The sequence below is a fragment of the Komagataeibacter melaceti genome, from assembly GCF_003403295.1.
In the GTDB taxonomy this organism is placed as follows: domain Bacteria; phylum Pseudomonadota; class Alphaproteobacteria; order Acetobacterales; family Acetobacteraceae; genus Komagataeibacter; species Komagataeibacter melaceti.
Genome location: NZ_QUWV01000039.1, coordinates 40,399 through 56,085, shown reverse-complemented (window position 1 = coordinate 56,085; position 15,687 = coordinate 40,399). Strand labels below are relative to the sequence as shown.

Genomic DNA, 15,687 nt, shown 5'->3' with positions numbered 1-15,687 from the left:
TTCAAGGTTCATACGGATATGCGTCTGTCCCGCAGTTTTCTGCCTACCCTCAAGGAAAATCCGGCCGAGGCCCAGATCACCTCGCACCGGCTCATGCTGCGTGCGGGCCTGATTCGCCAGACAGCCGCGGGCATCTATGCCTGGTTGCCGGCCGGGCTGCGGGTCCTGCGCAACATCGCGGACATCGTGCGTGAGGAACAGGATGCTGTAGGCGCCCAGGAACTGCTCATGCCCACCCTGCAGTCCGCTGAGCTGTGGAAGCGTTCGGGGCGTTATGACGCTTACGGCCCGGAAATGCTGCGTATCCGTGACCGCCACGAGCGTGACATGCTGTACGGGCCGACCAATGAGGAAATGATTACCGACCTGTTTGGCCAGATCATCAAGTCCTACAAGGAACTGCCGCAGGTTCTCTACCACATCCAGTGGAAGTTCCGTGATGAGGTGCGCCCCCGTTTCGGGGTGATGCGCGGGCGCGAATTCTACATGAAGGATGCGTACAGCTTTGATCTGGACCATGACTCCTCGGTCGATACCTACCGCCGGATGATGCTGGCCTACCTGCGTACGTTCCAGCGCCTGGGCGTGCGCGCGATCCCGATGCGCGCCGATACCGGGCCGATCGGGGGCGAGCTGAGCCATGAATTCCTGATCCTCGCCCCCACGGGGGAAAGTGGCGTGTTCTTTGACAGCGCGCTGGAGGAACAGGACTGGCTGGGTGAAGATGTGGATATCCACGACCGCGGGTCGCTCGAAAAGTTCTTCACCGGCATGACATCGTTCTATGCCGCGACGGACGAAATGCATGACGCGGAGGCATGGGCGAAGGTACCTGCCGAACGCCAGCGCGAGGGGCGCGGCATCGAGGTCGGGCATATCTTCAACTTCGGCCGCAAATACACCGAATCCATGGACATTACCGTCAGCGGCCCGGATGGCGCGCCGCTTTATCCGGAAATGGGGTCTTACGGCATTGGCGTCTCCCGCCTTGTCGCCGCAATCATCGAGGCCAGCCATGATGAAGGCGGCATCATCTGGCCGGAAACCGTCGCTCCCTTCCGCGCCGTGATCATCAACCTCAAGAGCGGCGACAGCACGTGTGACGCCCTGTGCGAGAAGCTGTACGCGGCAGCGCCCGAGCATTTCCTGTATGATGACCGCGCCGAACGCGCGGGCGCCAAGTTTGCCGATGCGGACCTGATGGGCCACCCGTGGCAGCTTATTGTCGGCCCCCGTGGCGCGAAGGAAGGCAAGGTCGAGATCAAGAACCGCCGCACGGGCGAGCGCACCGAGGCCACGCCTGAAGATGCGCTGGCCCTTGTCATGAAAACGCAGGGCTGATGTTCGGTCCCTTCGAGCGGATGGTCGCCGGGCGCTACCTGCATGCCCGGCGCGGGGAGCGGTTCGTTTCCGTCATCGCGATCTTCTCGCTTGTGGGGATCGCGCTTGGCGTGGCGACGCTCATCATCGTCATGTCGGTCATGAACGGGTTCAAGGCCGACCTGCTGGGGCGCATCCTTGGCCTGAATGGGGATCTGAGCGTTTACGGCATTTCGCGCACCATCAGTGATTATGATGATGTGGCGGCCCATGTGCGCAGCGTGCCCGGCGTGGTCTCGGCCGCGCCGCTGGTGGAATCGCAGGTACTGCTCAATTCCGGCAATTACAATGCGGGCGGGCTGGTGCGGGGCATGACCCGCAACGACCTGATCGGCCTGCACGAGGTCAGTGACAACCTTGTTGCCGGGTCGATGGATGATTTTGGGGATGACGACACCATCATCGTCGGCACCACGCTGGCCGAACGCGCGGGGCTGACCGTGGGCGGCAGGCTCACGCTCGTCTCGCCCCAGGGGGCGGCCACGGCATTTGGCACCATGCCGCGCGTGCGCGCCTATCGCGTGGTGGGGATTTTTGACGCCGGGGTGAATGACTACAACGCGGGCTACGTCTTCCTGCCCCTGCATGCGGCACAGGTCTATTTCCAGTTGCCGGGGCAGGTGACGCAGGTGCAGGTCATGACGCGGGATGCGGAAAACGTCATTCCGGTCCGTCAGGCCATTGAAAAGGTCATGCACGGTGATGTCCGTGTCATGGACTGGACGCAGAGCAACAATGCCTTTTTCGGCGCGGTGCAGGTGGAACAGAACGTGATGTTCCTGATCCTGACGCTGATCATCCTTGTCGCGGCGTTCAACGTGATTTCCTCGCTCATCATGATGGTAAAGGACAAGAGCGCGGATATTGCCGTGCTGCGCACGCTGGGGGCCACGCGGGGCGCGATCATGCGCATCTTCCTCATGTGCGGGGCATCGGTCGGGGTTACGGGCACGTTTGTCGGCACCGGGCTGGGCATTGTGTTCTGCCTGAATATCGAGCGTATCCGCCAGCTCCTGCAGCGCATCACCGGCACCGACCTGTTCAATGCCGAGGTGTATTACCTCGAACACCTGCCCGCCAAGCTGATCTGGTCGCAGGTGGCGGAGGTGATCGCGATGGCGCTTGCGCTGTCGCTGCTGGCCACGCTCTACCCATCATGGCGGGCCGCGCGAACCGACCCGGTGGAGGCCCTGCGCCATGAGTGAGATGATCAACGCCCCCCCGCTGCGCCTTGATGGCGTGGCGCGGCGCTATATCAGCGGCGAGGAAACGCTTGATGTGCTGCGCGGGGCGGACCTGACCCTCCACCCCGGCGAGATCGTGGCGCTGGTCGCCCCGTCGGGCACGGGCAAGTCCACGCTCCTGCACCTGGCGGGACTGCTGGAAAAACCCGATGCCGGGTGTGTCATGCTGGCGGGGCAGGATGCGGGCGCGCTGGCGGACCGGGAGCGCACGCAGCTTCGTCGCGACCGGATCGGGTTCGTGTACCAGTTCCATCACCTGCTGGCGGAATTCAGCGCGCGGGAAAACGTCATGCTGCCGCAGATGATTGCAGGTGTGCCCCGGCGTGATGCACGGGTACGGGCCGATGAACTGCTGGGCGCGTTCGGGCTGGGCCACCGGCTGGAACACCTGCCGGGCAAGCTTTCGGGCGGGGAAAAGCAGCGCGTGGCCATTGCGCGCGCGCTGGCCAACCGGCCCCATGTGCTGCTGGCCGATGAACCGACGGGCAATCTGGATGTCAACACATCCGACGCCGTGTTCGATGCGCTGCTGGAGACGGTGCGCGCCCATGGCGTGGCCGCGCTGATCGCGACCCATAACATGGACCTTGCCCGCCGCATGGACCGTATCGTCACCCTGCGTGACGGGCTGGTCGTGCCGCTGCATGGGACGGAAGGGGACGTGCGCGGCGGGTAGTGCAATCCGCCGCCACCCTGCGGTAGAGTGGGGCCATGTCCCATGCCGATTTCATCCACCTGCGCGTCCATTCCGCCTATTCCCTCAGCCAGGGGGCCATCCGCGTGCCCGAACTGGTGGCGCTGGCGCATGACATGCGCATGCCCGCCGTCGCGATTACCGATACCGGCAACATGTTCGGCGCGCTGGAATTCTCGCAGTACTGCGGCAAGAAGGGGGTGCAGCCCATCATCGGCTGCCAGATCGCCCTGCCGGCGCGCAGCGACAAGCCCGGCACCCCGGCCGAGCCGGTCGTGCTGCTGGCGCGTGATGCGCAGGGGCTGGCCAACCTGCAGATCCTGTCCTCCGCGGGTTTTCTCCAGCATGAAACGGATGAGCCGACCGTAAGCCTCGACCTGCTGTGCGAACATGCCGCGGGCCTGTTCCTGCTGACGGGCGGCAGCCGGGGGCCGCTGTTCAACATGCTGGCCGAAGGGCAGGAACGCGAAGCCGCCCGCCTCATGGCCCGGCTGCATGAGGCCTATGGTGACAGCATGGCGGTGGAACTGCACCGCCACGGCCGCGCGGCGGAACAGGCGGTGGAGCCGGGCATGATCGCCATGGCCGACCGCATGGGCCTGCCGCTGGTGGCCACGAATGAGTGTTTTTTCCCCCGCCCGGACATGTACGAAGCACATGACGCGCTGCTGTGCATCGCGCAGGGCCGCACCATGGCCGAACGCGACCGCTGGCGCGTTACCCCCGAACACTGGTTCAAGCCGCCGGAGGTCATGCGCGAACTCTTTGCCGACCTGCCGGAAGCCTGTGACAACACGCTGGACATTGCGCGGCGCTGCGCGGTGCAGGTTGAAACGCGCAAGCCCCTGCTGCCTGTCTGCCCGAAGGTGGAGGAAGGCCAGACCGAGGAACAGACCCTGCGGCACATGGCCATAACCGGCCTTGCACGCCGCCTGTCGCGCATGGACGTGGATGAGGAGACGCGGCGCACATACGAGGAACGGCTCGCCTTTGAGCTGGACATCATCGCGCAGATGGGTTTCCCCGGATATTTCATGATCGTGGCCGACTTCATCCAGTGGGCCAAGGCGCATGACATTCCCGTGGGGCCGGGGCGTGGGTCCGGCGCGGGGTCGCTGGCCGCGTGGGCGCTGACCATTACCGATATCGACCCCATTCCCTTCAACCTGCTGTTCGAGCGGTTCCTGAACCCCGAACGCGTGTCGATGCCTGACTTTGATATCGATTTCTGTCAGGACCGGCGTGACGAGGTGATCCGTTACGTCCGGCAGGAATACGGGCCGGACCGCGTGGCCCAGATCATTACGTTCGGCAAGCTGCAGGCCCGCGCCGCCGTGCGCGATGTCGGGCGTGTGCTGGGCCTGCCCTATGGCATGGTCAACCGCGTGGCGGAACTGATCCCCAACAACCCCGCGCAGCCGGTCACGCTCAAGGCCGCGATCGAGGGGGAGCCCCGCCTGCAGGAAATGCGCGACGAGGACGAGGCCATCCGCCGCCTGCTGGAAATCGGCCAGCAGCTCGAGGGCCTGTTCCGCCATGCCAGCACGCATGCGGCGGGCGTGGTGATTGGTGACCGCCAGCTTGTGGAACTGGTGCCGCTGTACCGTGACCCGAAAAGCGAGATGCTGGTCACGCAGTACAACATGAAGTTCGTGGAGCAGGCGGGGCTGGTCAAATTCGACTTCCTTGGCCTGACCACGCTCACCATCCTGCAGCGCGCGGTGAAATTCCTCCATGGCATGGGCATAGAGGTGGATCTGTCCGCCCTGCCGCTGGATGACGAACTGACCTATGACATGCTGGCGCGCGGCGACACCGGCGGCGTGTTCCAGTTTGAAGGCGCGGGGATGCGTGATGTCCTCAAGCAGATGCGCCCGACCCGGCTGGAGGACCTGATCGCCGCCGTGGCGCTGTACCGCCCCGGCCCCATGGCCAATATTCCCGATTACTGCCGCCGCAAGCATGGGGAGGCCTGGGAACCCCCGCACGAGGAAATCCGCGATATCCTCGAAGAGACCTATGGCATCATGGTCTATCAGGAACAGGTGATGCAGATCGCCCAGAAGATGGCGGGCTACAGCCTTGGCGGGGCGGACCTGCTGCGGCGCGCCATGGGCAAGAAGATCCGCGCGGAGATGGACCGCCAGCGCGAGATCTTTACCGAAGGGGCGATGAAGCGCGGGATCGAGCGCGAAAAGGCGGCCGAGGTGTTCGACCTCATGGCCAAGTTCGCCGATTACGGGTTCAACAAATCCCACGCCGCCGCCTATGCGCTGGTGTCGTACCAGACCGCGTGGATGAAGGCGAACCACCCGGTGGCCTTCATTGCCGCGTGTATGTCGCTGGCCCGTGAAAAGACCGACAAGCTGGCTGGCCTGCGGCAGGAAGCCGACCGGCTGGGTATTCCCCTGCTGCCGCCCGACATCAATGCGTCGGGTGCGGATTTCACGGTTGAAAAGATGCCCGATGGCCAGACCTACGGCATCCGCTACGCACTGGCCGCGGTGAAAAAGGTCGGGCTGAGCGCCATGCAGTCACTGGTGGCGGTGCGTGGCGACCGGCCCTTCAGGGATCTGGAGGATCTGGCCGCCCGGCTTGACTCCAAGCAGGTCAACAAGATGCAGCTTGAAAACCTGGCCCGCGCGGGGGCGTTCGATACGATCCTGCCCAACCGCGCGCAGGCCTGCGGGGCGGCGGAAACCGTGATGCGCCGCGCGCAGGCCAACGCGCAGGAGGCCGCCAGCGGTCAGATCGGCCTGTTTGGCGGTGGGGGCGACCTGCCTGCCCAGCGCGAACCGCTGCGCCTGCCGCGCACGCCCGACTGGCCTGAATTCGAGCGGCTGAACATGGAAGCCGATGCCATAGGTTTCCACCTGACCGGCCACCCGCTGGATTCCTACGGCCCGCTCATGCGCCGTCTGGGCGTGGTGCGCGCCACGGGGCTGGAGGCGGCGGCACAGGCCGGGATTGGCCGCGTCAAGATCGCGGGCTGCGTGGTGGACCGCAAGGAACGCCCCACGCGCACCGGCAACAAGATGGCATGGGTGCGCCTGTCCGACGCCAGTGGCGGGTGTGAGGTCACCTTCTTCTCCGAGGTGCTGTCCCGCTCACGCGAGATCCTTGCGGCGGGCAATGCGGTGGTGGTGAGTGCTGACCTCAAGCTGGAAGGCGAGGCCCTGCGCATTACCGCGTCCGATGTGATGGAACTGGAGCAGGCGGCGGCGGAAGCGGCGGCGGAACTGCGCATCTGGTTCGATCAGGCCGAGGCCCTCGAGCCGATCCGTGACGTGCTGCACGGCATTGGTGGCGGGCGCGGGCGGGTCATCCTGCTGCCATCGGTGGCCGAGACGCGCGATGTGGAACTGACCTTGGCCGATCGTTACCGCGTGACCCCGCGCGTGGCGCAGATGATCAAGGCCATTGATGGCGTGGGCAGGGTGGAGCAGTTCTGATGCAAGGGGCCGGATTTGCTGACATGGCCATGAACCTTGCATGTATAGGTCTGTAATGTCATACGCTGTGCCAGCAGGCGGGCCACGCGGCGGGCCGGTCGCCAGCCTGTAGTTTTTATCGTCCCTGTCGACGCAATGCCGGATACAGAATGGACCAGACCGTTTCAGTCAATAACCTGTCGCACCAGCATGTGACCTTTCCGGATGGACTGCATCTGGACTGCGGTTTCCATCTGGCGCCGGTGGATGTGGCCTATCGCACCTATGGCACGCTGTCCGCCAGGCGGGACAACGCCATACTGGTCTGCCACGCGCTGACGGGCGACCAGTACGTGGCCGATCCCCACCCGCTGACAGGCAAGCCGGGCTGGTGGAGCCGCATGGTCGGCCCCGGCCTGCCCATTGATACCGACAGGTTCTTCGTCATCTGCGCCAACGTACTGGGTGGCTGCATGGGTTCGACCGGCCCGCGCAGCCTGCACCGGCGCGAGGACGGGGTGGAGGAACCATGGGGCACCGCGTTCCCCGCCATTACCATCCGCGACATGGTGCGCGCCCAGAAGCTGCTGATCGACCATCTGGGCATCAGGCGGCTGCTGGCCGTGGTTGGTGGGTCCATGGGGGGGATGCAGGTGCTGGAATGGACCGCGACCTATCCCGACTGCGTGTTCGCGGCCATGCCGATTGCCACCTCGCCCTTCCATTCCGCGCAGAACATTGCATTCAACGAAGTCAGTCGGCAGGCCATCTTCGCGGACCCGCAATGGCATGGCGGGCGGTACTGGGAATGTAACGAGGTCCCGGCCCGTGGGCTGGCGGTCGCGCGCATGATGGCGCACATCACCTATATGTCCGAAGCGGCCCTTACGCGCAAATTCGGCCGTCGCGTGCGTCAGGAACCAGGGCGGGGCGGGGTGCCGGGCGCCCTGTTTGGCGAGATGTTCGAGGTGGAGAGTTACCTGCGCCACCAGGGCTCCTCCTTCGTGCGGCGCTTTGATGCCAATTCCTACCTGACCATCACGCGCGCCATGGATTATTTCGATCTGGGCGCGGAGCATGATGGCGACATGTCGCGTCCCTTTGCCGGTACGCGCACGCGGTTCTGCATCATCTCGTTTTCGTCCGACTGGCTGTTCCCCACATCGCAGGCGCGGCTTGTGGCGCGCGCGCTCAACCGGGTGGCGGCGAATGTGTCCTTTGTCGAGATCGACAGTGACAAGGGGCATGACGCCTTCCTGCTTGATGAGCCGGACTTTGATCGTACCATCCGCGGCTTCCTGGCGGGAGCTGCCGAACATGCCGGGATTGCCTGACCATGCGCCTTGACCAGCGGCTGATCGCCGGGATGATCCGCCCCCGAACGCGCGTGCTGGATGTGGGCTGTGGCGACGGCGCGCTGCTGGACTACCTGTTCCGCAATAGCGGGTGTGACGCCCGTGGCATCGAGATCGACATGAAGGAGGTGACGCACGCGGTGGCGCATGGCCTGCCGGTCATGCATGGCGATGCGGACCATGACCTCGTGCATTACCCGGATAACGCATTTGACTATGTAGTGCTGCAACGCACGCTCCAGGCCGTGGAGCGCCCGCGCGCGGTGCTGCGCCAGATGCTGCGCATCGGGCGGTACGCCATCGTGTCCTTTCCCAATTTCGGGCACTGGCGGCTGCGGGTGCAGATGCTCCTGCGCGGGCGCATGCCCATGACCACCGTATGGAATACGCCGTGGTACGACACGCCCAACATCCACCCGTGCACGATCCTCGACTTTTTGACGCTGTGCCGGGATGAGGGTTATGTTGTCCAGCAATGGATGGCTGTGGATGAAGACGGCGAGCGCGCACCGTGGCGGCGGTCGATCCGGCTGGCCAACCTATTCGGGGAGCAGGCGCTGTTTCTGTTGCGGCGCAAGGATACCCCCCGGACATAAGAACGCCACGGTGGGGAGATGCGATAATGGATACTCTTGAGGCCATCCGGAACCGGCGTGCCATACGCGCCTATGACCCGAACCACCGGATCAGCGATGCCGAACTGCACACCATGCTTTCGGCCGCGCGGATGGCGCCTTCCGCCTTCAATATCCAGCATTGCCGCTTCGTGGTGGTCCGTGATCCTGAACTGCGGCGCGAACTGCGCAAGGTGGCATGGGATCAGGCGCATGTGACCGATGCTTCCGCGCTGGTCGTGATCTGTGCCGACCGCGATGCATGGAAGGATAATCCCACCCGTTATTTCAACGGCGCGCCCGACGATGTGAAGGAACGCATGGCCGGGCTGATAAAGAGCTATTACGAAGGCCGCGAATGGGTCCAGCAGGACGAGACCATGCGTAGCTGCGGGCTGGCGGGCCAGACCCTGATGCTGGCGGCAACGGCCATGGGCTACCAGTCCTGCCCGATGGACGGCTTTGATTATGACGCCGTGGGTCGCCTGATCAACCTGCCCGAGAACCACGTGGTGGCGATGTTCGTCGTGATCGGCAAGGGGACGGAAGCCGCCCTGCCGCGCGTGGGCAAGCTGCCCGATAGCGAAGTCATCCTGACCGACCGTTTCCCTGCGGCCTGAACGCGGTAAAAACATGCAATAGGGGGCCGCCTGCACGAAAATGCTTGCGGTTACCCCCACAACGCAGTACAGCATCGCGCTTGGGAGCGGACCGCGCCTGTTCCTTTTGCTGGTTTGATTGCGCATGTCCTTGACGCGGGGGACATGCAGAAACGCAGACTGGACCGGCCTTTATTTTTCACATGATATCCTTGCGACGACAGAATACGCGCCCCCGGCCAATACGGGTCCGGTGCCGGGTATGTCTGTTGGTTCGCTATCCGGGCATGCTGCCTGCTGCACGGCCTGCGGCCCCGTTTTTTCGCGCCAGGAGGCGCCATTCATGACAACGTTTGCCGATCTTCATCTTGCGGAGCCGCTGCTGCGCGCTCTGGACGAGGAAGGCTACGCCACCCCGACCCCCATTCAGGCCGGGGCCATTCCCTACCTGCTGCAGGGGCGTGACCTGCTTGGTCTTGCACAGACCGGCACGGGCAAGACCGCGGCTTTCGCGCTGCCCATCCTTGACCGCCTGCTGCGGGAGAAGGGACGCGCCAACCCCAAGGGCGCGCGCGCGCTGGTGCTGGCGCCCACGCGCGAACTGGCTTCCCAGATCGGGGAAAGCTTTGCATCCTATGCCCGCCACATGCGCTTTACCTATGCTGTCGTGTTCGGTGGCGTGGGGCAGGGGCGCCAGATCGAGGCCCTGCGTCGTGGCGTGGACGTGCTTGTCGCCGCCCCCGGCCGCCTGCTTGACCTGATGGGTCAGGGCCATGTCGATCTGTCCGGGCTTGAAGTGCTGGTGCTTGATGAAGCGGACCGCATGCTCGACATGGGCTTCGTGCGTGATATCCGCAAGATTGTTGCCGCCCTGCCGACCGACCGCCAGACGCTGCTGTTCTCGGCCACCATGCCCAAGACCATTTCCGACCTGGCGCATGGGCTGCTGCGTGATCCGGCCACCGTGCAGGTGACGCCCCCGTCCAGCACGGTGGACCGCATCCGTCAGGCCGTGATGTTTGTCGATACGGGCAACAAGCGCGAGGCGCTGAAGCTGCTGGTCGATTCACCCAAGGTCGAGCGCGCCGTGGTGTTCACGCTGATGAAGCATGAAGCCAACAAGGTCGCGGCCTTCCTGAGCGAACATGGCATTACGGCGGAAGCCATCCACGGCAACAAGTCACAGGGCGCGCGTGAGCGGGCCATGTCCGGCTTCCGTTCGGGCAATGTGAAGGTACTGGTGGCGACCGACATCGCGGCCCGTGGCATCGACGTAGATGACGTGACCCACGTGTTCAACTACGACCTGCCCAACGTGCCCGAAAGCTATGTGCACCGCATCGGCCGCACGGCGCGCGCGGGGCGTGAGGGCTGGGCCGTCTCGCTCTGTGATGCGGAACAGCGGGCATGGCTGCGCGATATTGAAAAGAATATCGGCAAGAACATTCCTGTCGTGTCCGAGCATCCCTACCATTCGGAAGCTGCCGAGAATTCGACCATGCGCCCGCCCGTTCTGGGTGGTGGCCGTGGTCGTGGTGGCGGTGGTCGCCCCGGTGGCGGCGGTGGCCGTCCGCCCATGGGCGCGCGCGGTGGCCGTCCCGGTGGTCGCCCCGGTGGCGGTCGGCCCGGCGGCAACCGTTCTGGTGGTGGTCACCGCCGCGCGGTCTGACCCATCCCGCTTCTTTTTGTAAAGAAGCAGCGGAATGACTTATTGAAAAAGCATCCGGCCGGTATGGTCGGGTGCTTTTTTATTTGTTTGTGGGTTTGTATATTTATGGTGGGTGCCGGTTATACTTCTGCACCATGCAACCGTGGCGCAGGTCACCACAATACATGCCAGTCCAGCCGACATATGACAGTGCTGGGGCGTTGTGTTGGATTCTCTCCTTGCCCATTTCCGTGCTTTTTCACGCCTGCAAGAAAGCGGAGCAGTAAGCACGGAGAATGCCGGCAGAAGGGCAGGAATCTCAGCCTTCTAAAACGGATTAGTGCAGAGTCGGGAATTGGATTGGCGGAGAGGGTGGGATTCGAACCCACGGTACGCTCACACGCACGGCGGTTTTCAAGACCGCTGCCTTCAACCGCTCGGCCACCTCTCCATAAGGTCTGTTTAGCTAGGTATTCCGCCGCCGTCTAGATGTTACTCCGCACAAAAACCGCTACATTCATGGGTATTCTGTGCCGTCTTTTGTGCCGACATGTATTACCCGGTCCAGTTCATCCGCCGTCAGGGCGGACAGATAGATTTCAGTCGTCTTGACCGATGTGTGGCCCAGATGGCGGCTCAGACGGTAGATGTCACCATCTGCCTTGAGCCAGCGGATGGCAAAGGCGTGGCGGAGGTCATGGATGCGGAAGCGGGTGAAGGGAATCCCCCTGGTCTCACAGTGTGCCGCGACCCGGTGCATGACCTGCCCGTAGTTCGAGGCCGCGTTGCGGTAAGGCTGTCCGTCACGGTTCGGGAACAGGAAGCCGCTGCGGAGAGTCTGTTCCAGCAGATCGAGAATCGTCACGGCCATTTCCGGCAGGCAATTGGCTTTTACCCGTGCCACCAGAAGGTGCCGCCCCGACTGGCCCGTTCAAGGTGTTTGCTGAATACGGCACCTGGCTGGTACCGAAACCGCCACCGAAGCCGGCGGGGCAGTTACCGGGATTGCGGTGGCATCCTGGGGGCGGGGGGCGAAGCCACAGTGACGGTGGAAAACGGTGTTGTCACCGGCTTTACGGTTACGGCTGGCGGTGCGGGCTACACGTCTGCGCCCACGGTCACGGTCACGGTTGCGGCTCCGCCTGATCCCACGATGGACGTGGCCGTGCAGATTTCGCAGGACGGGTCCGACTGGGACACGCTTGAGGAGTTCCCCGGCATTGATCTCTCCGTGCTGACCGAACGCACGCCATTTCTCGTCCGCGCCAAGCCCGCATTCTCCAACACGCTGTACCGATACATGCGTCTGACCTACACGGCATCCGTGGCGCTTGACGCAGGCACGGTCACGGCTGGCATCAACCTGGATGTTCCCGCGAACGTCCCGTATCCCCGCAACTACGTGGCGTGAGGCGCATCATGGCGAAATACAAGGTTCTTACCCGCAGCTACATCGGCGGCAAGATCAGGGAAGCGGGGGAAGTCATCGAGTATGGTGGCAACCCCAGTTCAAACCTGGAACCGATAGATGCCGCTGCCGAAAAGAAAATGGCGGAATACTAGAAGCAGGTCGGCGAGCGCGTCAGTGTGTCCGACCCCCGCTTCATCGCCAAGATGATCGAAAAGCAGGGCCAGTAAGGCGCGGCCTGTGACTACGCAGATCGACCTGTGCAACGCGGCACTATTGCGGGCGGGGACGCGCAGCACGATTACGTCACTGGATGATGGATCTGCTGAGGCGACCGCCTGCAGCGCGTTCTGGCCAATGTGCCTTGATACGTTATTCTCGGCCTATCAGTGGCGTCACAGTCACTGGAACCGGTGCTCCCAGCACCGACCAGCAATGGCAGTACGAGTTCCAACGCCCATCTGACTGCGTGGGGGTGCACAAGGTACTGCCTGCCCAGCGGCTCCATCATCCACCGATGGACGGGGAAGCACAGCACGCGTTATTCCGGACGGGGATGCCCTTTGGGGAAGGCGTAGGAACGGCGGGGACGGACACGACTGGCCCTGTCATCCGCACCAACCATGCCAGTGTGCAGGTGCAGTATGTTTCCAATGCACAGCCCATCGACAACTGGCGTCAGCAGGTCCGTGAAGCGTTCACGTGGGCCCTTGCAGCCGAGATCGCCATTGCCGTGACCGGCTGCGGAGAGATCGCTGCCCAGATGCGCAGCATGGCAGCGCAGGCGCGCGACAGCAGGCCATGCAGGCTGATCAGGTGCTGGAACAGCATAGCGCAGAATATGTGCCCGACTGGATCAGGGTGCGCGGCATGCCCGCGTTGCGTAATGAATGGTGCCCCATCCGGTCGGTGAATGAGACATTTCCCGGTGGCTTTGCCGTGGGTGATAGTGCAGCCAGCTGCCCTACACCCGTCTATTTGTCTCCCGCGAATACCCTCAATGGCGTGCAAAACACGGGGTTGATTCCGCGCGATATAGCCAATCGGGACAGCCAGTATATTCTGGCCAGCACGCCTGATAGCCGCGTCGGCATCGTGCCATTGGCACAAGCCCGGTTGGGTGGAGGCGTCCTTATCATAATGCAATCGTTCTGGGTGGAAGCCCGGGCGACGGAGAAACCGAATAATGAGACGCTTCCTTCTGGCCACCCTATGTATTGCTGGCATGACCATGCAGGCGCATGCGCAGTCCTTTCCGAACTGGCACCAGAACTATATTCCCACGGCGAAGGAGTGGCAGGACTGGTGGGCGAGAAAGCTCGATGCCAATGGTGATGGGAGCGGCCTGAAATGGGGAAATTCTACGCTTCCTGAACTTATGGGAACGAAAGTTGACGCATCAGGGGGGCAGTCAGAAAATCAGTCTCTTGCGACGCCTGCAATTGCTGGTGGCACTTCTGTCAGCCAGAAACTGACATCGCCCACGATCACGGATGGCGCGATTACCGCTGCATCCTTCACCTGCCAGAATACCGTAGCCTGCGTGCTTTCCACCCTTATCCAGTATTCCCCACCGTGGGCGCAGTCCGTTGCGCGGACGCTCCTGCTACGGCTTGAGGATACTGTCAGCATCAAGGATTTTGGTGCGCCGGGTGATGGTAATATTGACGACACTCCCCTGATCCAGAACGCGGTAAACGCGCTGTGCGCGCGTGCGCAGGGGAAAGGCGGAACATTGTATTTCCCTGCCGGGCAATACAACATATCTGCCTCCGTTGGCGTTTCGATACCCTGTGGCGGCGTTTATCTGCGTGGCGCAGGTTGGGGGTGGGGCAGCGGGAATCTGGCCAATACCGCTACTTCCATCATCGCAACGGGGACCGGAAGCGCGAACCTTATCAGCTTCGATGCCCCGGTTAATGCAAATGATCTCTACTGGTACGGTGGTGGTATCAGTGACCTGGGCATCATCATGAACAACCGAGGTATGCCTTCCACACAGACAGGGGCTGCCGTCTACATTCAGCATTGCCAGCTCTGCCGTGTTCATGATGTGGAGATTTTCTACCCCTATGTCGGCGTGGAAGTGTTCTCCGGCGTGCATAACAGTATCGACCATGTATCCATAAAGCAGATAGCATTGGATGGTGTCGGTATATGGGGGCACGGTTCGGATAGCGGGTGCAGTACCATTTCAAACTGCCCGACGCGGGCAGACGTGTTGAATGTTTCGGATGGCCGGATTGATAGCCAGCTTCCTAACGCAACCCAGGGTGCTGGCATCGGCATAAAACTTACCGATTTCATGGCTGCGGCCTGGATACGACATACTACCATCGAGCAGACGAATATCGGCGTCTATATTGCGTGTCCCAACAGTTCAGGTATCGGGGCCTGCCCGCAATTCATTCATGGCGATCGGCTGGAGATCGAAGTGAATGCCATGGGAAAGCAGGACACTTCATCGGCCATTCTGGCGGACAATTTCGTGCATCTGGAGTGCAATTCGTGTCAGCTTTACGGGTTTAACCAGCCTTATGCCATTGTCTACCTTACAGCTTCACGTTTCTCCGGAGCGGGCCATGCCGAGTTTCTGAGCGGGAAGATGGAAGGTTCCTACAAGGCATGCCTCCAGACCTTCGTGCAGGATACGAAAGTCATCGGCGGCGATATTATCGGATGCGGACATTCGGGCGCAGCCGCCGATGAATATGGAGTGGCGATAGAACCTTCAGTCCGTGGGGATGGCGCAGACGAGGGATCGACCATAATCAATGGTGTGAATTTCTGTCTTGGAGCCACCCCGTCCGCTTCAACCAGCATGTCGGCGGTCTATCTTGGCAGCGGAGTTGGTTTTAACGTCATTACCGGAAACATATTCCGTGGATGCACGGGTGGCGTTACCGATGCCAGCGGACAGTCAGATAATGTCAGCGCCAACAATACCGTATTTCAATAAGGATGGACCGAAATAACATGTCAGTACCGGAGGGGCCGCCGTCCGGCGATTGCCAATCGTCCCGCCTTTGCGGCAGGCATCATCTCGCCCATGCTGCGTTTCCGCTCCGACATGGAAAAGTGGCAGACCGGCGCGTGCTAGTTGACCAATTTCTGCGTGCATGAACAGACGGTACCCCGGGTAGCCAATTTTGCCATCTATTTCGCGGCAGGCTGCTGAAATGCTTGGGTAATCCGATTGGGATCTTCCAGAAGGCTCATCGTGCGCTTACGGAATTCAGGCGAATGACATTATATCTTCTTTTGTATCATAGGTTTCATCCTCAGAGAGTTTTACTCTTCGGTAAAACCAAGGT

General features: G+C 62.4%; 13 protein-coding genes and 1 tRNA gene. 11 read left to right on the top strand and 3 right to left on the bottom strand.

The window, feature by feature from the left end; all coding sequences use genetic code 11:
• The first annotated feature begins 18 nt into the window (after positions 1–18).
• The 8 genes from proS (at position 19) to DY926_RS04950 (ending at position 10,986) form a co-directional block, all read left to right on the top strand.
• Positions 19–1,341: a proline--tRNA ligase gene (proS, locus tag DY926_RS04985; RefSeq protein ID WP_116702355.1), complete on the top strand. Its 1,323-nt coding sequence runs from the start codon at positions 19–21 to the stop codon at positions 1,339–1,341.
• A complete protein-coding gene (locus DY926_RS04980) occupies positions 1,341–2,585 on the top strand; it encodes a lipoprotein-releasing ABC transporter permease subunit (RefSeq protein ID WP_116702354.1) in 1,245 nt (414 codons plus the stop codon). The genes proS and DY926_RS04980 overlap by 1 nt, the downstream gene beginning before the upstream one ends.
• Positions 2,578–3,300: an ABC transporter ATP-binding protein gene (locus DY926_RS04975; protein ID WP_116702353.1), complete on the top strand. Its 723-nt coding sequence runs from the start codon at positions 2,578–2,580 to the stop codon at positions 3,298–3,300. Before DY926_RS04980 ends, DY926_RS04975 begins: the two co-directional genes overlap by 8 nt.
• Positions 3,301–3,335: 35 nt before the next feature.
• Positions 3,336–6,770: a DNA polymerase III subunit alpha gene (dnaE, locus tag DY926_RS04970; RefSeq protein ID WP_116702352.1), complete on the top strand. Its 3,435-nt coding sequence runs from the start codon at positions 3,336–3,338 to the stop codon at positions 6,768–6,770.
• Positions 6,771–6,919: 149 nt separating this feature from the next.
• Positions 6,920–8,083 (top strand): homoserine O-acetyltransferase MetX, encoded by a 1,164-nt coding sequence (metX, locus tag DY926_RS04965; protein WP_116702351.1) that lies wholly within the window; start codon positions 6,920–6,922, stop codon positions 8,081–8,083.
• A gap of 2 nt (positions 8,084–8,085) precedes the next feature.
• Positions 8,086–8,700 (top strand): methionine biosynthesis protein MetW, encoded by a 615-nt coding sequence (metW, locus tag DY926_RS04960; RefSeq protein ID WP_116702350.1) that lies wholly within the window; start codon positions 8,086–8,088, stop codon positions 8,698–8,700.
• Positions 8,701–8,726: 26 nt separating this feature from the next.
• Positions 8,727–9,338 (top strand): nitroreductase family protein, encoded by a 612-nt coding sequence (locus DY926_RS04955; protein ID WP_116702349.1) that lies wholly within the window; start codon positions 8,727–8,729, stop codon positions 9,336–9,338.
• Between the two features lie 322 nt (positions 9,339–9,660).
• Entirely contained in the window at positions 9,661–10,986 is a 1,326-nt protein-coding gene (locus DY926_RS04950; RefSeq protein WP_116702390.1) for a DEAD/DEAH box helicase, read from the top strand.
• Positions 10,987–11,326: 340 nt separating this feature from the next.
• Here the strand turns inward: DY926_RS04950 and DY926_RS04945 are convergent.
• Together DY926_RS04945 and DY926_RS04940 are read right to left on the bottom strand one after the other, a co-directional pair.
• A tRNA-Ser gene (locus DY926_RS04945) sits at positions 11,327–11,416 on the bottom strand.
• A 66-nt stretch (positions 11,417–11,482) separates the two neighbouring features.
• Entirely contained in the window at positions 11,483–11,830 is a 348-nt protein-coding gene (locus tag DY926_RS04940; RefSeq protein WP_241503067.1) for a site-specific integrase, read from the bottom strand.
• 177 nt (positions 11,831–12,007) lie between these two features.
• On the opposite strand from DY926_RS04940, the gene DY926_RS17510 reads away from it, so the two are divergent.
• Positions 12,008–12,376: a hypothetical protein gene (locus tag DY926_RS17510; protein ID WP_186336086.1), complete on the top strand. Its 369-nt coding sequence runs from the start codon at positions 12,008–12,010 to the stop codon at positions 12,374–12,376.
• An 8-nt stretch (positions 12,377–12,384) separates the two neighbouring features.
• Positions 12,385–12,528, top strand: coding sequence for a hypothetical protein (locus tag DY926_RS17230; protein ID WP_158551927.1), 144 nt, complete (start codon positions 12,385–12,387; stop codon positions 12,526–12,528).
• Between the two features lie 523 nt (positions 12,529–13,051).
• Here the strand turns inward: DY926_RS17230 and DY926_RS17225 are convergent.
• The gene (locus DY926_RS17225; RefSeq protein ID WP_158551924.1) at positions 13,052–13,204 is read right to left on the bottom strand and encodes a hypothetical protein; all 153 of its coding nucleotides are present in this window, start codon (positions 13,202–13,204) and stop codon (positions 13,052–13,054) included.
• Positions 13,205–13,559: 355 nt separating this feature from the next.
• Between DY926_RS17225 and DY926_RS04925 the strand changes: the two genes are divergently transcribed.
• Positions 13,560–15,332, top strand: a complete 1,773-nt coding sequence (locus tag DY926_RS04925) for a glycosyl hydrolase family 28-related protein (protein ID WP_116702346.1) — start codon at positions 13,560–13,562, stop codon at positions 15,330–15,332.
• The last annotated feature ends 355 nt before the right edge of the window (positions 15,333–15,687 follow it).

What these genes read in the sequence shown, in the direction of transcription:
- proS (WP_116702355.1), top strand. Translation starts at nt 19, where the DNA reads ATGCGTCTGTCCCGCAGTTTTCTGCCTACCCTCAAGGAAAATCCGGCC.
- DY926_RS04980 (WP_116702354.1), top strand. Translation starts at nt 1,341, where the DNA reads ATGTTCGGTCCCTTCGAGCGGATGGTCGCCGGGCGCTACCTGCATGCC.
- DY926_RS04975 (WP_116702353.1), top strand. Translation starts at nt 2,578, where the DNA reads ATGAGTGAGATGATCAACGCCCCCCCGCTGCGCCTTGATGGCGTGGCG.
- dnaE (WP_116702352.1), top strand. Translation starts at nt 3,336, where the DNA reads ATGTCCCATGCCGATTTCATCCACCTGCGCGTCCATTCCGCCTATTCC.
- metX (WP_116702351.1), top strand. Translation starts at nt 6,920, where the DNA reads ATGGACCAGACCGTTTCAGTCAATAACCTGTCGCACCAGCATGTGACC.
- metW (WP_116702350.1), top strand. Translation starts at nt 8,086, where the DNA reads ATGCGCCTTGACCAGCGGCTGATCGCCGGGATGATCCGCCCCCGAACG.
- DY926_RS04955 (WP_116702349.1), top strand. Translation starts at nt 8,727, where the DNA reads ATGGATACTCTTGAGGCCATCCGGAACCGGCGTGCCATACGCGCCTAT.
- DY926_RS04950 (WP_116702390.1), top strand. Translation starts at nt 9,661, where the DNA reads ATGACAACGTTTGCCGATCTTCATCTTGCGGAGCCGCTGCTGCGCGCT.
- DY926_RS17230 (WP_158551927.1), top strand. Translation starts at nt 12,385, where the DNA reads ATGGCGAAATACAAGGTTCTTACCCGCAGCTACATCGGCGGCAAGATC.
- DY926_RS17225 (WP_158551924.1), bottom strand. Translation starts at nt 13,204, where the DNA reads ATGCTGTTCCAGCACCTGATCAGCCTGCATGGCCTGCTGTCGCGCGCC.
- DY926_RS04925 (WP_116702346.1), top strand. Translation starts at nt 13,560, where the DNA reads ATGAGACGCTTCCTTCTGGCCACCCTATGTATTGCTGGCATGACCATG.